The organism is Enterobacter cloacae complex sp. OE43NF (genome assembly GCF_023544405.1).
GTDB lineage: Bacteria > Pseudomonadota > Gammaproteobacteria > Enterobacterales > Enterobacteriaceae > Enterobacter > Enterobacter cloacae.
This window is the reverse complement of record NZ_JAMJFW010000001.1, coordinates 130,233-148,781: the sequence shown is the minus strand read 5'-3', so window position 1 is coordinate 148,781 and position 18,549 is coordinate 130,233. Positions and strand designations below refer to the sequence as shown.

17 protein-coding genes and 1 riboswitch are annotated in these 18,549 nt (G+C 54.0%); of the genes, 9 read left to right on the top strand and 8 right to left on the bottom strand.

Annotated features, from left to right (window positions below; translation table 11 throughout):
- Positions 1-485: 485 nt before the first annotated feature.
- The 4 genes from cra to leuO all read right to left on the bottom strand — a co-directional run bounded on the left by cra (position 486) and on the right by leuO (position 5,211).
- Positions 486-1,490 (bottom strand): catabolite repressor/activator, encoded by a 1,005-nt coding sequence (gene cra / locus M8370_RS00695; RefSeq protein WP_013095565.1) that lies wholly within the window; start codon positions 1,488-1,490, stop codon positions 486-488.
- 179 nt (positions 1,491-1,669) lie between these two features.
- A complete protein-coding gene (gene ilvN, locus M8370_RS00690; protein ID WP_008501994.1) occupies positions 1,670-2,161 on the bottom strand; it encodes an acetolactate synthase small subunit in 492 nt (163 codons plus the stop codon).
- A gap of 1 nt (position 2,162) precedes the next feature.
- Positions 2,163-3,887, bottom strand: coding sequence for an acetolactate synthase 3 large subunit (gene ilvI / locus M8370_RS00685; RefSeq protein WP_038418678.1), 1,725 nt, complete (start codon positions 3,885-3,887; stop codon positions 2,163-2,165).
- Between the two features lie 379 nt (positions 3,888-4,266).
- Positions 4,267-5,211, bottom strand: coding sequence for a transcriptional regulator LeuO (gene leuO, locus M8370_RS00680; RefSeq protein WP_013095563.1), 945 nt, complete (start codon positions 5,209-5,211; stop codon positions 4,267-4,269).
- A 636-nt stretch (positions 5,212-5,847) separates the two neighbouring features.
- Here leuO and leuL point away from each other — a divergent pair.
- From leuL to leuD, 5 genes are all read left to right on the top strand, one after another.
- Complete coding sequence (gene leuL / locus M8370_RS23545; RefSeq protein ID WP_071885196.1) at positions 5,848-5,934, top strand: leu operon leader peptide; 87 nt, start codon at positions 5,848-5,850, stop codon at positions 5,932-5,934.
- Positions 5,935-6,025: 91 nt separating this feature from the next.
- Positions 6,026-7,597 (top strand): 2-isopropylmalate synthase, encoded by a 1,572-nt coding sequence (leuA, locus tag M8370_RS00675; protein WP_013095562.1) that lies wholly within the window; start codon positions 6,026-6,028, stop codon positions 7,595-7,597.
- The gene (gene leuB, locus M8370_RS00670; protein ID WP_013095561.1) at positions 7,597-8,688 is read left to right on the top strand and encodes a 3-isopropylmalate dehydrogenase; all 1,092 of its coding nucleotides are present in this window, start codon (positions 7,597-7,599) and stop codon (positions 8,686-8,688) included. Before leuA ends, leuB begins: the two co-directional genes overlap by 1 nt.
- A 2-nt stretch (positions 8,689-8,690) precedes the next feature.
- Positions 8,691-10,091 carry a 3-isopropylmalate dehydratase large subunit gene (leuC, locus tag M8370_RS00665; protein WP_045292743.1) on the top strand — a complete coding sequence of 467 codons (1,401 nt, stop codon included), beginning with the start codon at positions 8,691-8,693 and terminating at the stop codon, positions 10,089-10,091.
- A 10-nt stretch (positions 10,092-10,101) separates the two neighbouring features.
- Positions 10,102-10,707: a 3-isopropylmalate dehydratase small subunit gene (gene leuD, locus M8370_RS00660; RefSeq protein WP_013095559.1), complete on the top strand. Its 606-nt coding sequence runs from the start codon at positions 10,102-10,104 to the stop codon at positions 10,705-10,707.
- Positions 10,708-10,798: 91 nt separating this feature from the next.
- Here leuD and M8370_RS00655 read toward each other — a convergent pair whose 3' ends face one another.
- The 3 genes from M8370_RS00655 to sgrT form a co-directional block, all read right to left on the bottom strand.
- Positions 10,799-10,951, bottom strand: coding sequence for a Hok/Gef family protein (locus M8370_RS00655; RefSeq protein WP_010427008.1), 153 nt, complete (start codon positions 10,949-10,951; stop codon positions 10,799-10,801).
- 216 nt (positions 10,952-11,167) lie between these two features.
- Entirely contained in the window at positions 11,168-12,346 is a 1,179-nt protein-coding gene (locus tag M8370_RS00650; protein WP_013095558.1) for a sugar efflux transporter, read from the bottom strand.
- A 121-nt stretch (positions 12,347-12,467) separates the two neighbouring features.
- On the bottom strand, positions 12,468-12,620 hold the full coding sequence (sgrT, locus tag M8370_RS00645; RefSeq protein WP_013095557.1) for a glucose uptake inhibitor SgrT: 153 nt from the start codon (positions 12,618-12,620) through the stop codon (positions 12,468-12,470).
- Between the two features lie 88 nt (positions 12,621-12,708).
- Here sgrT and sgrR point away from each other — a divergent pair, with 88 nt between their 5' ends.
- From sgrR to thiQ, 4 genes are all read left to right on the top strand, one after another.
- Positions 12,709-14,364 (top strand): HTH-type transcriptional regulator SgrR, encoded by a 1,656-nt coding sequence (sgrR, locus tag M8370_RS00640; RefSeq protein WP_013095556.1) that lies wholly within the window; start codon positions 12,709-12,711, stop codon positions 14,362-14,364.
- Between the two features lie 36 nt (positions 14,365-14,400).
- Positions 14,401-14,501: riboswitch (TPP riboswitch) on the top strand.
- 31 nt (positions 14,502-14,532) lie between these two features.
- Positions 14,533-15,516, top strand: a complete 984-nt coding sequence (gene thiB / locus M8370_RS00635; RefSeq protein WP_013095555.1) for a thiamine ABC transporter substrate binding subunit — start codon at positions 14,533-14,535, stop codon at positions 15,514-15,516.
- Positions 15,492-17,102 carry a thiamine/thiamine pyrophosphate ABC transporter permease ThiP gene (gene thiP / locus M8370_RS00630; RefSeq protein ID WP_250020369.1) on the top strand — a complete coding sequence of 537 codons (1,611 nt, stop codon included), beginning with the start codon at positions 15,492-15,494 and terminating at the stop codon, positions 17,100-17,102. The genes thiB and thiP overlap by 25 nt, the downstream gene beginning before the upstream one ends.
- On the top strand, positions 17,086-17,787 hold the full coding sequence (gene thiQ, locus M8370_RS00625) for a thiamine ABC transporter ATP-binding protein ThiQ (protein ID WP_250020368.1): 702 nt from the start codon (positions 17,086-17,088) through the stop codon (positions 17,785-17,787). Before thiP ends, thiQ begins: the two co-directional genes overlap by 17 nt.
- Here thiQ and M8370_RS00620 read toward each other — a convergent pair.
- Positions 17,777-18,544 carry a DedA family protein gene (locus M8370_RS00620; RefSeq protein WP_013095552.1) on the bottom strand — a complete coding sequence of 256 codons (768 nt, stop codon included), beginning with the start codon at positions 18,542-18,544 and terminating at the stop codon, positions 17,777-17,779. The two genes, thiQ and M8370_RS00620, sit on opposite strands and share 11 nt — an antisense overlap.
- Between the last annotated feature and the right edge of the window lie 5 nt (positions 18,545-18,549).

Below are 18,549 nucleotides of genomic sequence, written 5' to 3'. Positions count from 1 at the left end.
TTACAGAGATAAACAGTCCTGGTTAATAACTGCACAACTGGCGAGGCAAAATTAACGTTATGAATATTTGTAAGAAAAAAACCGAATATGCACACTAGCGTTAAGGCTCACTCAATATCATCGCATCGAAATATAAAGTGTCAGTTTGCGACGCGGGCAGCATTTTAAGACATATTCACAGGGGATAACAGCGCCACATTCACCACAATGCGCAATGAACGAACCGGCTGGCAGGCAAGCACGCTGGAGCAGGGGAAAAACGTCTGAATATTCATCGACCGGGCAGCTTTGTAACAAAACAATACAAAGACAGGCTTTATAAATCATATAAATGTTCTTTCAAAGGCATTTTAAAACGCCTGAAAGAATAAAAAAAATAGCAGGTTCTGATTCCTAAGGAATCGTCCTAATTTTTCTCCGGGAATTATTTGACAGAATTATCCAGAAAAAAGAGGGAGCAGTTTTCGCTGCCCCGTCTCATTTCATTAATGGCGGCTTAAAATTCCGCGACGGTAGAGATTACGTTTGATGCGCGTCAGCCCCGGCTTCGGTTTACGTGGTTCATCAAGGCTCGCGAGAACGATCTCCAGCACGCGCTCCGCCACATCACGATGGCGCTGCGCGACGGCCAGGACCGGACATTGCAGGAAGTCGAGCAGTTCGTTATCACCGAAGGTGGCGATAGCGAGATCGGAAGGCAGCTTACCATCCCGACGCAAAGTGACATCCATCACCCCCTGCAGCAACGCAAATGAAGTGGTGAACAGCGCCTGAGGCATCGGGTGCGTCTCCAGCCATTTCTCGAACAGCTGCGCAGCGGCTTCGCGTTCATAACTGTTGGCATAAAGGTAGTGAACCTCGCGCGGGTCGTCTTTCCATGCCGTTCTGAAGCCTTGCTCACGCAGGAAACTCACAGAGAGCTCAGGCAACGCCCCAAGATAGAGCACGGTTTCAGCCGGAAAGGTTCTCAGCTCCGCGGCCAGCATTTCCGCGTCATCCTGATCGGCACCGACGACACTGGTAAAATGCTCTCTGTCCAGGGCGCGATCCAGTGCAACGATTGGGAACGGATCGTTCGCCCAGCGTTGATAGAAGGGATGCTCAGGTGGCAAGGAGGTCGAAACGATGATCGCATCAACCTGACGCTGGAGCAGATGCTCAATACAGCGCATTTCGTTATCAGGCTGATCTTCAGAGCAGGCAATCAGGAGCTGATAGCCACGCTGGCGAGCCTGACGTTCAAGATAGTTAGCGATGCGGGTGTAGCTGGTGTTTTCCAGATCGGGGATCACCAGACCAATCGATCGGGTGCGCCCGGCACGTAAGCCCGCTGCGACAGCATTCGGGTGGTAGTTGTGCTCACGAACCACCGCCATGACTTTCTCAACGGTTTTGTCGCTGACACGGTACTGCTTTGCTTTACCGTTAATCACATAGCTGGCCGTAGTTCGTGACACGCCGGCTAGCCGGGCGATTTCATCCAGTTTCACAATTGCCCCTTAAAAAAAGAAAAGAGTCCATGGCCCTGTCAAGGTTATGGTTAAATCTTTTAACATCTAAACGCAGAATAGCTTTCGCGGCAACCGCTTTTATCTGTGTTATCGGCGTATTACGCAAAAAAAAGCCCGGCTTTGGTGACCGGGCTGAAAGAGGCGAACCTTATTGTCTGCTAACGCATGATTTTCTCGCCGCGCGAAAGGCCGACAACGCCCGACCGCGCAACCTCAACAATTTTTGCCACATCCCTCACGGACGCAAGGAATGCGTCCAGCTTGTCACTCGTTCCCACCAGCTGAACCGTATATAAAGAAGGGGTAACGTCGATAATCTGCCCACGGAAGATATCCGCGTTGCGTTTAACCTCTTCACGGCCGTAACCGCTGGCCTGAATTTTCACCAGCATGACCTCACGTTCTACATAGGCCCCCTGCCCCAGTTCGCTCACGCGCAGAACATCGACAAGTTTGTGTAACTGTTTCTCGATCTGCTCAAGCACCTTGGCGTCGCCGACGGTCTGAATCGTCATGCGCGACAGAGTAGGATCCTCGGTAGGGGCAACGGTCAGGCTCTCAATGTTGTAGCCGCGTTGTGCAAAGAGTCCAATAACGCGTGACAGTGCGCCAGACTCGTTTTCCAGTAATACAGATAATATCCGGCGCATATCAGGTTCTCTCCGTTTTACTTAACCACATTTCGTCCATACCACCACCGCGAATATGCATCGGATAAACGTGCTCTGTGCCATCGACAATGACATCCATGAAAACAAGGCGGTTATTTTTGACGTGTTCAAGCGCTTCAGCAAGTTTCGCTTCCAGCTCTGCCGGCTCGGTCACCCGCATCCCGACATGACCATAGGCTTCGGCCAGACGAACAAAATCCGGCAGCGATTTCATGTAGGAGTGAGAATGGCGGCCAGAGTAGATCATATCCTGCCACTGCTTCACCATACCGAGATAACCGTTATTCAGGTTCAGAACCAGAACCGGCAGTTCATATTGCAACGCGGTGGAGAGTTCCTGGATATTCATCTGAATGCTGCCGTCTCCTGTCACGCAAACGACGGTTTCATTCGGCAGCGCAAGCTTCACCCCCAGTGCGGCAGGTAACCCAAAGCCCATTGTCCCCAGACCACCAGAGTTGATCCAGTGACGTGGTTTATCAAACGGATAATAAAGCGCGGCAAACATCTGATGCTGACCTACATCTGAGGTGACATAGGCTTCACCTTTCGTCAGACGCCAGAGGGTTTCGATCACCGCCTGCGGCTTAATGTTTTCGCTTTGGGTATCGTATTTCAGACACTGACGTGCTCGCCACTGCTCGATCTGTTGCCACCAGTCGCGGATCTCATCCAACGGTTGTGAAGGGGTTTCCTGCGATAGCAGATCCAGCATTTGCTCCAGAACCTGTCGCGCATCCCCAACGATCGGCACATCCGCCGGTACCGTTTTCGAAATAGACGTAGGATCGATATCAATATGCAGCACGGTGGCGTTCGGGCAGTACTTCGCCAGATTGTTGGTCGTGCGATCGTCAAAGCGCACGCCAACGGCAAAGATCACATCCGAATGATGCATCGTCATGTTAGCTTCATAGGTACCGTGCATGCCCAACATACCCAGAGCCTGGCGGTGCGTTGCCGGGAAGGCGCCCAGTCCCATCAGTGACGAGGCGACAGGAAGATTCAATTTTTCGATCAGCTCACGCAGTTGCATTTCACAGGCTGAGTTAACCGCGCCGCCGCCGACATAGACCACCGGCTTTTTCGCAGCCAGAAGCGTGTGTAACGCACGTTTGATCTGGCCTTTGTGGCCCTGTGTCGTTGGGTTGTAGGAGCGCATGCTTACCGTTTCCGGCCAGACATACGGCAGCTTGTTTGCCGGGTTAAGAATATCTTTAGGCAGATCGACCACCACAGGACCAGGCCGCCCACTGGCTGCCAGCCAGAAGGCTTTTTTCAGTACGCCGGGAATGTCTTCAGTTTGCTTCACCAGGAAACTGTGCTTCACAACGGGGCGTGAAATCCCCACCATGTCGCACTCCTGAAATGCATCGTAGCCAATCAGTGACGTTGCGACCTGCCCGGATAGAATGACCAGCGGGATGGAGTCCATATAGGCTGTCGCAATACCGGTAATTGCGTTCGTCGCGCCAGGGCCGGAGGTGACCAATACCACGCCCACTTCACCCGTCGCACGCGCCAGCCCGTCAGCCATGTGCACCGCCGCCTGCTCGTGGCGCACCAAAACATGGTCAATGCCGCCTACCGTATGAAGCGCATCATAAATATCCAGAACTGCGCCTCCAGGGTAGCCGAACACCTGCTTAACGCCCTGATCGATTAACGATCGGACGACCATTTCCGCGCCAGACAACATCTCCATGCTTTGCCTCCAGGCATTTTGTTATAGACGGACTGCAGAATTCATTTCCACACCGTCTTACGATCGTGATGAACCAATCTTATATATTGCAGAGTGATCGTTACCTTAACCGCTCGTTTTGAGGCAGGCAATTAGCAAACAGGACGCGGCAAACGGGGTCAGAAGCACAAAAAGCAGCGTTACAGGGAGGATATGGTTAATTCCACTGTGATTCGTTCGTGAGGTGATAAATCATCGCTGAAAAGCGCAACCTTTCAGGAAATCATCTATTTTTGCGAAGCTGGCAGTAGCCAGAAAAAATAACAACAGCACAAAATACCGCAAATGAAAAAATACGCAGGATAAACCACACACGCCGATGTGATTTATCCTGACGCGCTTATCGGCGGCAAATGCTAATAAGCAGCTCTTCCATCCACTGATGGCCTTTATCCCGGCCTGCGGCTTCATGCCAGGAAAGATAACAGGTACGGCTATTGAGTTTGAGTGGCAACGGCAGGATTTGCAGATTTAAGGGTTCCGAAAACTCCTCCGCCAGCCAACGCGGGGCAATAGCGACCAGATGGGTCTGGGAAACCACATTTAAGACGCTGACCATGGCCATTCCCTGATAAGCCACGCTCGCCTGTTTATCCGCAGTGTCATACCACGGCAAACTAAATGAGGCGTATCGGTCGAGGGCAACAACAGCGTGCTGCTCGTTATAAACATCACTTTCGCGCAGCGGCATATTCATTCGTGGATGTTTTTTGCTGGCGACCAGTACCATTTCATCTTTAAACAGCGGTACACAGGAAAATTCCGGACGACGGAACTCTTCGTATCCCAGAACGAATTCTGTTTCCTGATACCGAAGCTGATGTTCTGTGTTCTGATTAAGAGAAGATTTAAATACCAGTTGAATATTGGGCGCAATTTCTTCCACTTTATTGTAGATCACGGACGTCAAATAATTATCTAACGGGCTACATACACAAAGATGGAAAACACGCTCACTGCTTAAGGGCTCAAAACCCGATCCCGGCAGCTCATTTTGCACCAACTGTAACGCCTGGCGGATAGAGCCAAACAACTGAAATGCACGCGCCGTGGGTTGAATCCCCCTGCCATAACGAACAAACAATTCGTCATTAAACATCACTTTAAGCCGGGATACCGCATTGCTGACGGCAGGCTGCGACATCCCCAGAGACTGCGCTGCCCGCGTGATATTCTGTTCCTGCATCACCGCGTCAAACACGGTCAACAGATTGAGATCCACGGTGCGTAACTGAGGTTTAACCCCATTATAACCCTGAGGTTGATTAATATTATTTTCTGGCACTCCTGGCTCCACTGTCACGCTAAACTCCCTTTGCCAAATTACAGTAATAATTTCGAAAAATATGATTTACCATGCAGATACAACCAGCGAAAGAGAATTGTTTAAAATTCGGAAAATATAAAGAGCGCATCATCAAAAGGGTGACTTCGCCCAGGTCATTGATGGTGAGATGAAATTTCGCATAAATGATATCAATGACATTATGGTTTGCATGAAACCATAATCAAGACAAATACACAATCGCCCTTCGGTTAATGATAACTTAAGTATTATTAAACTATTCACGTGAGCCATGCCAAACAATTAACAAACTCGCATCATTGCTCACGCTTTATTTACTGCATTTTTATTTGCAGCACTAATAAGCCAATGAAATTAAAAACAATTCTTCTCAGGGCTCATCCATTACAGACGTATGTTGAATTGATACTAATTATATTTAAATCGTTCCGGAGATGAATCTCCAGTCCAAAAATAGACTTTTCAAAAGGCATGAAAGATAAAAACCAGCACAATTAGCTAAATCAAATTCTCTGGAACATCGTGCGATCGGGGTCGTTTTTGTTGTCAGGGGTTGACATCAACCCCCATATCCAGTACCACTAAAAGCATATTGAATTTAACGGAGCACGATTCATGATTCGCACCATTCGTTTCACCGGTCTACTACTACTAAACGCATTCTCTGTGCGCGGTAGACTGGCGGGCGAAATTCAGCGTTGAATCGTCACCAGTAAGACTAAAAACCCGCGCCACTGCGCGGGTTTTTTTATGCTCGTAGCAAGGCGCCCTAAGACTGACAAGGACCTAACCCATGAGCCAGCAAGTCATTATTTTTGATACCACTTTACGTGACGGTGAACAGGCATTACAGGCGAGCCTGAGTGTGAAAGAGAAGCTGCAGATTGCGCTGGCTCTCGAACGTATGGGTGTCGACGTGATGGAGGTGGGTTTCCCGGTCTCTTCTCCGGGTGATTTCGAATCGGTACAGACCATCGCCCGTACCATCAAAAACAGCCGCGTCTGTGGTCTGGCACGCTGCGTTGAGAAAGACATCGACGTTGCCGCCGAGTCACTGAAAGTGGCTGAAGCATTCCGTATTCATACTTTTATTGCCACCTCCCCCATGCATATTGCCACCAAGTTGCGCAGCACCCTCGACGAGGTGATTGAGCGCGCGGTCTACATGGTCAAACGCGCGCGCAACTATACGGATGATGTTGAATTCTCATGTGAAGACGCAGGCCGCACGCCAATTGAGGATCTGGCGCGCGTGGTGGAAGCCGCCATTAATGCCGGTGCCAAAACCATCAACATCCCGGACACCGTCGGCTACACCATGCCGTTTGAGTTCTCCAACATCATTACTGGCTTGTATGATCGTGTGCCAAACATTGATAAGGCAATTATCTCAGTTCATACCCACGACGATTTAGGCCTGGCCGTCGGCAACGCCATCGCCGCTGTTCACGCCGGTGCCCGTCAGGTAGAAGGAGCGATGAACGGTATCGGGGAACGCGCAGGCAACTGTTCCCTGGAAGAAGTGATCATGGCGATCAAAGTGCGCAAAGACATCATGAACGTGCACACCCGCATCAATCACAATGAAATCTGGCGTACCAGCCAGACCGTCAGCCAGATTTGCAACATGCCGATCCCCGCCAACAAGGCGATTGTCGGTACCGGCGCATTCGCGCACTCTTCCGGTATCCACCAGGATGGCGTACTGAAAAACCGCGAAAACTACGAAATCATGACCCCGGAATCGATCGGTCTGAACCAGGTTCAGTTGAATCTGACCTCCCGCTCCGGCCGTGCGGCAGTGAAACATCGTATGGAAGAGATGGGTTACAAGGACAGCGATTACAACATGGATCAGTTGTACGACGCGTTCCTGAAGCTGGCCGACAAAAAAGGTCAGGTGTTCGACTATGACCTGGAAGCACTGGCCTTCATTAATAAGCAGCAGGAAGAGCCAGAGCATTTCCGTCTGGATTACTTCAGCGTGCAGTCCGGCTCCAGCGATATCGCCACGGCATCCATCAAGCTGGCCTGCGGGGATGAGATAAAAGCGGAAGCGGCAAACGGCAATGGTCCTGTCGATGCTATCTACCAGGCGATTAACCGCGTCACCGAATACGACGTGGAGCTGGTCAAATATGACCTGACGGCCAAAGGCCATGGCAAAGATGCACTCGGTCAGGTGGATATCGTGGTCAATTATAACGGCCGTCGTTTCCACGGCGTGGGTCTGGCGACCGATATCGTCGAATCCTCTGCGAAAGCGATGGTGCATGTCCTGAACAATATCTGGCGCGCCGCTGAAGTCGAAAAAGAGTTGCAACGCAAAGCTCAGAATAAAGAGAACAACAAGGAAACCGTGTAATGTCGAAGAATTACCATATTGCTGTGTTGCCGGGTGACGGTATTGGCCCGGAAGTGATGGCACAGGCGCTGAAAGTACTGGAAGCCGTTCGCTCGCGTTTTGCGATGAAAATTACCACCAGCCACTACGACGTGGGCGGTATTGCTATCGATAATCACGGTACGCCGCTGCCAAAAGCAACGGTAGAGGGTTGCGAGAACGCCGATGCAGTCCTGTTTGGTTCCGTGGGTGGCCCGAAATGGGAACACCTGCCACCCGCAGAGCAGCCAGAGCGCGGCGCGTTGCTGCCGCTGCGTAAACATTTCAAGCTGTTCAGTAACCTGCGTCCGGCAAAGCTGTATCAGGGTCTGGAAGAGTTCTGCCCGCTGCGCGCGGATATCGCCGCTAACGGCTTTGACATTCTGTGCGTACGTGAGCTGACCGGCGGGATCTATTTCGGTCAGCCAAAAGGCCGCGAAGGCAGCGGCCAGCATGAAAAAGCGTTCGACACCGAGGTCTATCACCGTTTCGAAATTGAACGTATCGCCCATATCGCTTTTGAGTCAGCACGCAAACGCCGCCATAAAGTGACCTCTATCGACAAAGCGAATGTGCTGCAGTCTTCCATCTTATGGCGTGAGATCGTCAGCGAAGTTGCTAAGCATTATCCTGACGTTGAGCTGTCGCATATGTACATCGATAACGCGACAATGCAGCTGATTAAAGATCCGTCCCAGTTTGACGTGCTGCTGTGCTCCAACCTGTTCGGCGATATCCTCTCGGATGAGTGCGCGATGATCACCGGCTCCATGGGCATGCTGCCGTCAGCGAGCCTGAACGAAGAAGGCTTTGGCCTGTACGAGCCTGCTGGCGGCTCCGCGCCGGATATCGCAGGTAAAAACATCGCTAACCCGATTGCGCAGATCCTCTCCCTGGCTCTGCTGCTGCGCTACAGCCTGGATGCAGGCGATGCGGCAACCGCAATTGAGAACGCCATTAATCGCGCGTTAGAAGAAGGCGTCCGTACCGGTGATTTAGCACGCGGCACGGCGGCAGTCAGTACCGATGAAATGGGCGACATCATTGCCCGCTATGTCGCTGAAGGGGTGTAATCATGGCGAAGACGTTATATGAAAAATTGTTTGATGCACACGTTGTCTATGAGGCACCAAACGAAACCCCACTGCTCTATATCGACAGGCATCTGGTACACGAAGTGACCTCCCCACAGGCATTTGATGGGTTGCGTGCGCACAAACGCCCGGTACGTCAGCCGGGTAAAACCTTCGCGACAATGGATCACAACGTTTCCACCCAGACCAAAGATATCAATGCGTCGGGCGAAATGGCGCGTATCCAGATGCAGGAGTTGATCAAGAACTGTAACGAGTTTGGCGTCGAGCTCTACGATCTGAACCATCCGTATCAGGGTATCGTTCACGTGATGGGACCTGAGCAAGGGATCACCCTGCCCGGCATGACCATCGTCTGCGGCGACTCCCATACCGCAACGCACGGCGCGTTTGGTGCACTGGCGTTCGGTATTGGCACCTCTGAAGTTGAGCATGTTCTGGCTACGCAGACCCTGAAACAGGGCCGAGCCAAAACCATGAAGATTGAAGTGAAAGGCAAAGCCGCGCCGGGGATCACCGCGAAAGACATCGTGCTGGCCATCATCGGTAAAACGGGCAGTGCCGGCGGCACCGGGCACGTAGTTGAGTTCTGCGGTGACGCTATTCAGGCGCTGAGCATGGAAGGTCGTATGACTCTGTGCAATATGGCCATCGAGATGGGGGCCAAAGCAGGCCTGGTGGCGCCGGATGAAACCACCTTCAACTATGTAAAAGGGCGTCTGCACGCGCCAAAAGATCAGGATTACGCTGACGCCGTCGCGTACTGGAAAACCCTGAAAACCGATGATGACGCGGTTTTTGACACCGTTGTTACCTTGCAGGCGGAGGAGATTGCCCCGCAGGTGACCTGGGGAACCAATCCGGGTCAGGTCATTTCCGTGAATGACACTATTCCCGATCCGGCCTCATTTACCGATCCGGTCGAACGCGCCAGTGCCGAAAAAGCGCTGGCGTATATGGGTCTCAAACCCGGTGTGCCGTTGACCGATGTGACCATCGACAAAGTCTTTATTGGCTCCTGCACCAACTCGCGTATCGAAGATTTACGCGCTGCGGCGGAGATCGCCAAAGGCCGTAAAGTGGCACCCGGCGTGCAGGCGCTGGTTGTGCCAGGCTCCGGCCCGGTAAAAGCGCAGGCGGAAGCCGAAGGCCTGGATAAGATCTTTATCGAAGCAGGCTTCGAGTGGCGCTTGCCTGGTTGCTCCATGTGTCTGGCCATGAACAATGACCGCCTGAATCCGGGCGAACGTTGTGCCTCCACCAGTAACCGTAACTTTGAAGGTCGTCAGGGCCGCGGTGGACGCACCCACCTGGTCAGCCCGGCGATGGCCGCCGCTGCGGCAGTTACCGGCCATTTCGCCGATATTCGCAGCCTGAAATAAGGAGACAATCATGGCAGAGAAATTTACCCAACATACAGGCCGGGTTGTCCCTCTGGACGCCGCTAACGTCGATACCGATGCGATCATCCCGAAGCAATTTTTGCAGAAGGTCACCCGCACCGGATTTGGTGCTCATCTGTTTAACGACTGGCGTTTTCTGGATGATAAAGGTCAGGTACCTGACCCGGAATTTGTGCTGAATTTCCCGGAATATAAAGGCGCCTCCATTCTGCTGGCACGGGAAAACTTTGGCTGCGGCTCCTCACGCGAGCACGCGCCATGGGCGCTGACCGATTACGGCTTTAAAGTGGTGATCGCCCCGAGCTTTGCAGATATCTTCTACGGCAACAGCTTCAACAACCAGCTGCTGCCGGTGACGCTGAGTGACGAGCAAGTGGATGAATTGTTCGCGCTGGTTAAGGCAAATCCGGGCATGTCGTTTGAAGTGGATCTGGAAGCGGAAGTGGTGAAAGCCGGAGATAAAACCTACAGCTTCAGCATCGATGCCTTCCGTCGCCACTGCATGCTGAACGGTCTGGACAGCATTGGCCTGACGCTTCAGCATGAAGACGCCATCTCCGCATACGAGAAAAAACAGCCTGCGTTTATGGGCTAAAGGCAATGGCCCGCACGATGCGGGCCATTGATAAGGGTGCGTTGAGGCTCAACCACTCTGGAGAGGCGGGGAACTTTCCCCGCCCATACCGCTAACGTTTTGCTTCGTAAGCCAACACTGCTGCCAGCTCTGTTTTCTCCTGTCTGAAATGCAGTTCACACAGTGAATCACGCACCATCCAGGTGAAGATCAACAGCGTTGTACAGATCAGAAACAAACCTAACAGCAGAGTACGTTTTGGCATTCCAGCCTCCTTATTGCTTTTCGGCAATGAAGAGACTAACCTCGCAATGTTGGTTGTGAAGTTGGTCTCCCCATCAGTTTTTTGATGTGGGACTCTCCACTGTTTGCCTCTTGCGAAAGCCTGAGGCAAACAGCCTCAAGCACCCGCCACGCACTCTATTTGTCTTCTTAAACTCTGTCAGAAAATCGTTTCATTTCGTGAAGGCGCCTTCCAGAATCAGACGTCTTTTACGCGCCAGGTCAGCATCAGCGTGACAATCGACGTTAGTGCAATCATCCAGTACACCGACCCATGTCCATAGCTTTGCGACAACGCCCCCTGAATCACCCCCGCCAGAATTACCCCCGTAGAGATACTGTTGGTAAAGAGTGTGGTCGCCGAACCCGCCCGTCCGGGCATTAGATCCTGGAACCAGAGCATCCCTATCCCGGCCACGATCCCGATAAACACAGCATTAAACAGCTGCAGCGCCAGCAACGCCTCTCGTGAATGGAAGAAAATCAGCCCCAGGTAGAAAAGCACTCCGGCCGCTACGGCTATCAGCATCATCCGGCGTTTCCCGAGATGTTTCACGTAGTATCCCGCCAGAATCATCGCCGGAATTTCCAGCCCGGCGGCCGTCCCCATTAAGATCCCCGCGAGCTTATCCGGCAGCCCCAGATCGCTGCTGATCCATAGCGGCATATCGATGATATACATGGTGTTGCAGGTCCACATCAGCGTGGAGGCGATAAACAGCATACGGACGTTTTTGTCCTGCCAGCCGCTCACCTGAGTAATGGGTTTATCCGCTGTCTGTTCGACACGCGCCACTGACGGCAGCACGAAGGCAATCAGTGCCAGGCTAATGGCAAAAATCCCCGCAGCGATGGAAAACATGGCGGTAAAACCGTAATTCAACGCCAGCATAAAGGCCAGCGGCGGACCAATGACCCATGCAAGAGAGAGCTGCGCACGCATCACCGAGCTAAACATCACTACTTCCCGCGCCGAGTTGTCGGCATATTCCCGGGCCAGCGCGAACAGCTGAGGCATGGCGGTGTTCGCCAGTGAGGCCAGCAGCACGCCGCAGGTGATCAGCGTCAGGTAGTGACGATTAAAGGCAAACAGCAGCGCGTTACCCACAGCCATGGCGCAACAAAATAGGATCAACTTGCGGCGATCGCCCTGGCTGTCGGATCGTTTCGCCAGCCCCAGGCTCACCAGGATCCCGGCGATGGCGTTCACGGTATAAAACAGGCCGACCCAAAACGGCTGCGCCCCCACCTCCCGGCTGAGAAAAAGACTCAGCGTCGGTGCCTGCAGCGCCCCCGCCACGCCCATCATAAAGGCCACCAGCATAAAAGCGGCATACACGCCGTTCAGGCGTCGCCCCATCGTCATTAACCAGAGCATCTGCAAGTCCTTGTGAAAGCGAATCGAAATTGGGTGAAAGAATAAACGAAAAAAGCCAGCAAAAAACATTTTGCTGGCGGGTGATAAGCACCAATACTCAGTCACACATGATCGAGGCGAGTTAGCGAGAAGAGGTCGGTTTCGTAACGTCCCACTGCATCAGTTCTTCTAACATTTTCAGCCGTTGCTCAGCACACTGACGGGCCAGCCAGGACGTTCCTTTTGTCGCTGAAAAGTACTGCTGATAAAACTGACGTGCGGTAGACCTCTTCATAATGTACCTCCTCACTTCATCGGGAATCATTATTGGCTTAATATAGGGATTAATAAATTGCTGATTTTTTGTCAGGAGTTCCCCTTTTATGCCTTCTGGTCGTCTGCAACAACAATTCATCCGCCTCTGGCAGTGCTGCGAAGGGCAATCGCAGGAGACCACGCTTAACGAACTGGCTGAACTCCTTAACTGCTCCCGACGTCATATGCGCACGCTGCTTAACACCATGCAGCAACAGGGCTGGTTAAACTGGGAAGCCGAAGCGGGACGCGGCAAACGCTCACGCCTGACCTTTCTCTATACCGGGCTGGCCTTGCAGCAACAGCGAGCAGAAGACCTGCTGGAACAGGACAGAATCGATCAGCTGGTGCAACTGGTAGGCGATAAAGCCGCAGTACGTCAGATGCTGGTCTCCCATCTTGGGCGGAGTTTTCGTCAGGGCCGCCACATTCTGCGTGTGCTCTACTATCGCCCGATGAAGAATCTGCTCCCCGGCACGGCCTTACGCCGCTCAGAAACCCATATGGCGCGACAAATATTCAGCGGCCTGACGCGAATAAATGAGGAAAACGGGGAACTGGAAGCTGATATTGCGCACCACTGGCAGCAACTCTCCCCACGTCACTGGCGCTTTTTCTTACGTCCCGGCATCCACTTTCACCACGGCCGCGAGCTGGAAATGCGCGATGTCATCGCCTCACTGGAACGTGCCCGCAAGCTTCCGCTTTATTCGCATATCTCGCGCGTTCACTCCCCCACCGCCTGGACGCTGGATATTGAACTGTCTCAGCCGGATAAATGGCTCCCCTGGCTGCTGGGGTATGTCCCATCAATGATTTTGCCAGGAGAGTGGGAATCGCTGCACAATTTTGCCAGCCAGCCCATTGGCACCGGGCCCTATGCCGTGTCGCGTAACACCAATAACCAGCTGAAAATTCGCGCGTTTGATGATTATTTTGGCTACCGGGCGCTGATCGACGAAGTGAACGTCTGGGTATTACCGGATCTCAATGAAGAGCTCAGCGCCGGGCTGACGCTTGAAGGCCCCACAACGGGCGAAAAGGCGGTGGAAAGCCGCCTTGAGGAGGGCTGCTACTACCTGCTGTTTGACAGCCGCACTCACCGCGGGGCCAATCAGGCGGTACGCAAATGGATCAGCCACGTCTTATCTCCTTCTAATCTGATTTACCATGCGGAAGAACAGTATCAGACGTACTGGTTCCCGGCGTACGGGTTGCTTCCTCGCTGGCATCATGCCCGGCCTGCCCACTGTGACAAACCGGCAGGGCTGGAGTCTGTTACCCTGACCTACTACCGCGAGCACGTGGAACACCGTTTTATCGCCAGGATCATGACCAGACTGCTGGCCGCAGAAGGCGTCCGGCTGGACATCAGGGAAGTGGACTATGACGAATGGCACCAGGGGGAACTGACCAGCGATATCTGGCTGAACAGCGCCAACTTCACCCTGCCGCTCGATTTCTCGCTCTTCTCACACCTGTATGAAGTCCCGCTGATCCAGCACTGTATCGATCGGGACTGGCAGCAGGATGCGGCGCAATGGCGTGCGGGCGAGATGAACCTGGCCACCTGGTGTCAGGCGCTGCTGGCCGAACAGGCAATCGTGCCGCTGATCCACCACTGGCTGATGATCCAGGGCCAGCGCAGTATGCGGGGGTTACGGATGAATACGCTGGGCTGGTTTGATTTTAAATCCGCCTGGTTTGCGCCACCAGAGCCATAACACTTTCGTAATATTCGCCAAATCATTACAATAGCGCCGTTCTCAACGGGGTGCTGCATCACTGATGTGCGCTGAGATAATACCCGTCGAACCTGATCCGGATAACGCCGGCGAAGGGATTTGAGGCTGTCGCTCAAAATCCTTTGCCACTCAACCTTGAGGTGCAAAGTGTTAAAAAAAGTGCTTCCCCTGCTGGCGCTGTTTGCGCTACCTGCTTTCGCAAAACCCGTCCTGACGGTCTACACCTACGACTCCTTTTCTGCCGACTGGGGCCCAGGCCCGGTCGTCAAAAAAGCCTTTGAAGCCGACTGCAACTGCGAACTGAAATTCGTGGCGCTGGAAGATGGCGTCTCGCTGCTTAACCGTCTGCGTATGGAAGGTAAAAACAGCAAGGCCGACGTGGTACTCGGCCTGGATAACAACCTGCTGGATGCGGCCTCGCAAACGAAACTGTTCGCCAAAAGCGGCGTAGCGGCAGATGCGGTTAACGTGCCGGGCGGCTGGAAAAACGACACCTTTGTGCCGTTCGATTACGGATATTTTGCGTTTGTTTATGACAAAAACAAGCTGAAGAACCCGCCGAAAAGCCTGAAGGAGCTGGTGGAAAGCGACCAGAAATGGCGCGTGATTTATGAAGATCCGCGCACCAGCACGCCGGGTCTGGGCCTGCTGCTGTGGATGCAGAAGGTATACGGTGATAAAACGCCGGAGGCGTGGCAGAAGCTGGCCGCCAAAACCGTGACCGTCACCAAAGGCTGGAGCGAAGCCTATGGCCTGTTCCTGAAAGGGGAGAGCGACCTGGTGCTGAGCTATACCACCTCCCCGGCTTATCACATTATCGCCGAGAAGAAAGACAACTACGCCGCCGCTGATTTCGCTGAAGGTCATTATCTGCAGGTGGAAGTGGCTGCCCGCACTGCCGCCAGCAAGCAGCCGGAACTGGCCGAGAAGTTCCTGAAATTCATGGTCTCCCCGGCGTTCCAGAATGCGATCCCTACGGGTAACTGGATGTATCCGGTGACCAACGTGACGCTACCTGCTGGCTTTGAGCAACTGACCAAACCGCAAACCTCGCTGGAGTTTACGCCGCAGCAGGTCGCCGCGCAGCGAGCAGCATGGGTAAGTGAATGGCAACGCGCCGTCAGCCGCTAATTCCCGGCTGGTTATTTCCCGGACTGCTCGCCGCTGTAGTGATGGTGGCGGTCAGTCTGGGTGCTTTTCTGGCATTGTGGTTTAACGCGCCAGAGAGTGATCTGCTCTCCCTCTGGCACGACAGCTATCTCTGGCACGTCATCCGGTTCTCTTTCTGGCAGGCGTTTCTCTCTGCCCTGCTGTCGGTGATCCCGGCCATTTTTCTCGCGCGGGCGCTCTACCGCAGACGCTTCCCCGGCAGGGAGGCGCTGTTGAGACTGTGCGCCATGACGCTGATCCTGCCCGTCCTGGTGGCGGTATTTGGGATCCTGAGCGTGTATGGTCGTCAGGGCTGGCTGGCCGCCCTCTTTAACCTGCTTGGTCTGGAGTGGACCTTCTCCCCTTACGGACTCAAAGGTATTCTGCTGGCGCACATCTTTTTCAACATGCCCATGGCGACCCGGCTTTTTTTACAGGCGCTGGAGGCTATCCCCGGCGAGCAGCGTCAGCTTGCGGCACAGCTGGATATGCGCGGCTGGTCATTCTTCCGCTTTGTCGAATGGCCGTGGCTGCGCCGTCAAATCCCTCCGGTTGCGGCGCTGATCTTCATGCTCTGTTTTGCCAGTTTCGCCACCGTGCTTTCTCTTGGTGGTGGACCACAGGCGACCACCATCGAACTGGCGATTTACCAGGCGCTGAGTTACGACTACGACCCCGGCCGCGCTGCGCTTCTGGCTCTGGTACAGATGCTATGCTGTCTTGTGCTGGTCCTGCTGAGTCAGCGTCTGAGCAAAGCCATTCCACCGGGCAGTCATCAGATTACAGGCTGGCGCGATCCACAGGACAGCCTGCACAGCCGAATCGCGGATGTGATGTTGATCGTACTGGCCCTGCTGTTGCTTCTGCCACCGCTGATGGCCGTCATCGTCGATGGCGTTAACCTTAACCTCGTCTCCGTGTTGCAACAGCCCGTCCTCTGGCAGGCGACCTGGACATCCTTGCGCATCGCACTGGCTGCCGGGCTATTGTGTGTCGTGCTGACCATGATGCTGCTGTGGAGCAGTCGCGAACTTTATGCGCGCCAGGCGCGCAAAGCCGGACAAGCGCTGGAGCTGACGGGGATGTTAATCCTCGCAATGCCGGGCATCGTCCTGGCAACCGGCTTCTTTTTATTGTTCAACAGTACGGTTGGTCTGCCGGAAAGCGCCGACGGAATCGTGATTTTTACCAACGCCCTGATGGCCATTCCCTATGCGCTGAAGGTGCTGGAAAACCCCATGCGCGACGTCAACAGCCGTTACGCTTTGCTGTGTCAGTCGCTTGGTCTACAGGGCTGGCGCCGGTTTAAGGTGGTTGAACTGCGAGCGCTGAAACGCCCGCTTGCTCAGGCGCTGGCCTTCGCTTGTGTGCTCTCCATTGGAGATTTTGGTGTGGTGGCGCTCTTCGGCAATGAAGATTTCCGCACGCTGCCATACTGGTTGTATCAGCAGATCGGCTCCTATCGCAGCCAGGAGGGGGCCGTCACGGCGCTGTTGCTGCTGTTGCTGTGCTTTGCCTTATTTACCGTTATCGAAAAACTTCCGGGGCGCAATGTTAAAACTGACTGATGTCACCTGGCTCTACCAGCACCTGCCTATGCGTTTCAGCCTGTCGGTACACCCGGGTGAGATGATTGCCGTGCTTGGCCCAAGCGGGGCAGGGAAAAGTACCTTACTCAATCTGATTGCCGGTTTTCTGCAACCGGCAAGCGGGTCGATAATGATTGAAAACAACGACCATACCTACACCCCGCCCGCCAGGCGTCCGGTCTCGATGCTGTTCCAGGAAAATAACCTGTTCACCCATCTGACGGTGCGGCAAAACATCGCGCTGGGTATGGATCCGGGGCTGAAACTGAACGACGCGCAGCGCCAGAAGCTGGAAAAGATTGCCGGGCAGATGGGCATCACCACGTTTATTGACCGGCTCCCCGGAGAGCTCTCTGGCGGACAACGTCAGCGCGTGGCGCTGGCTCGCTGTCTGGTTCGCGAGCAGCCGATACTGCTGCTGGATGAGCCCTTCTCTGCACTCGATCCCGCGCTGCGTCAGGAGATGCTCGCCCTGGTACAGGAGGTCTGCCAGCGTCAGCAACTGACGATGCTGATGGTGTCACACAGTATTGAAGATGCCGCACGCATCGCCCCGCGATCGGTGGTGATCGCGGAGGGTCGGATCGTGTGGGATGGTGAAACCGAAGAGTTGATGAGTGGCAAAGCAAGCGCGTCGCACCTGCTGGGGATCCTTAACGGCTGACCACCTTCAACAGGATCTCACCGTACACCGGCATCAGCGGGTGGCGAATCAGCGCGATCAGCGCCACGACGGCAACGCCCAGCGTCAGCGGCGCCAGCCACAGCAAGCGCGAACGAGGCAGATAGCGCGTCAGACGATCGACATTTGCTTTCGCGCTGCGCCATAGCCGCCAGCACAACCATGCAGCGAGCCATAACAGCAGCGCTGTTGCCAGCAATAACCATTTAAAGCCACCGCTCTGCACATCGTCTGGAATATCAATTGCCGCCCCCGCCAGGATCCCCGGCAGGAAGTAGAACGGCGGCCAGAAGACGCAGCCGATAATGTTCGGCAAAACGAATTTTGCGACGGGCAGATCCAGCATCCCGGCGACCATCGGCACCAGCGGACGCGTTGGCCCGACAAAGCGCCCGACGAGGATCGTAAACATGCTGTGCTGATGCAACGCATGCTCGGTTTTATCCAGCAACGCTTTGTTCTTCTTCATAAAAGACCAGCGGTGCAGCGGCTTCTTGAAACGCCAGCCCAGCCAGAAGGAGATCCAGTCGCCCAGTAAGCAGCCGATCATACCGGCCAGCCATGCCTGCCAGAAATTGACCTCACCGCTGCCAATCAACGCGCCCAACGCCGCCATCATCACCGTACCAGGCAGGATCAGCCCAACCAGCGCCAGCGATTCCAGAAACGCCACCAGCGCAACGGCGATAAGCGAATACATAACCGACTGGGTAATAAAATGTTCCAGCAATGCCTGCATAACTA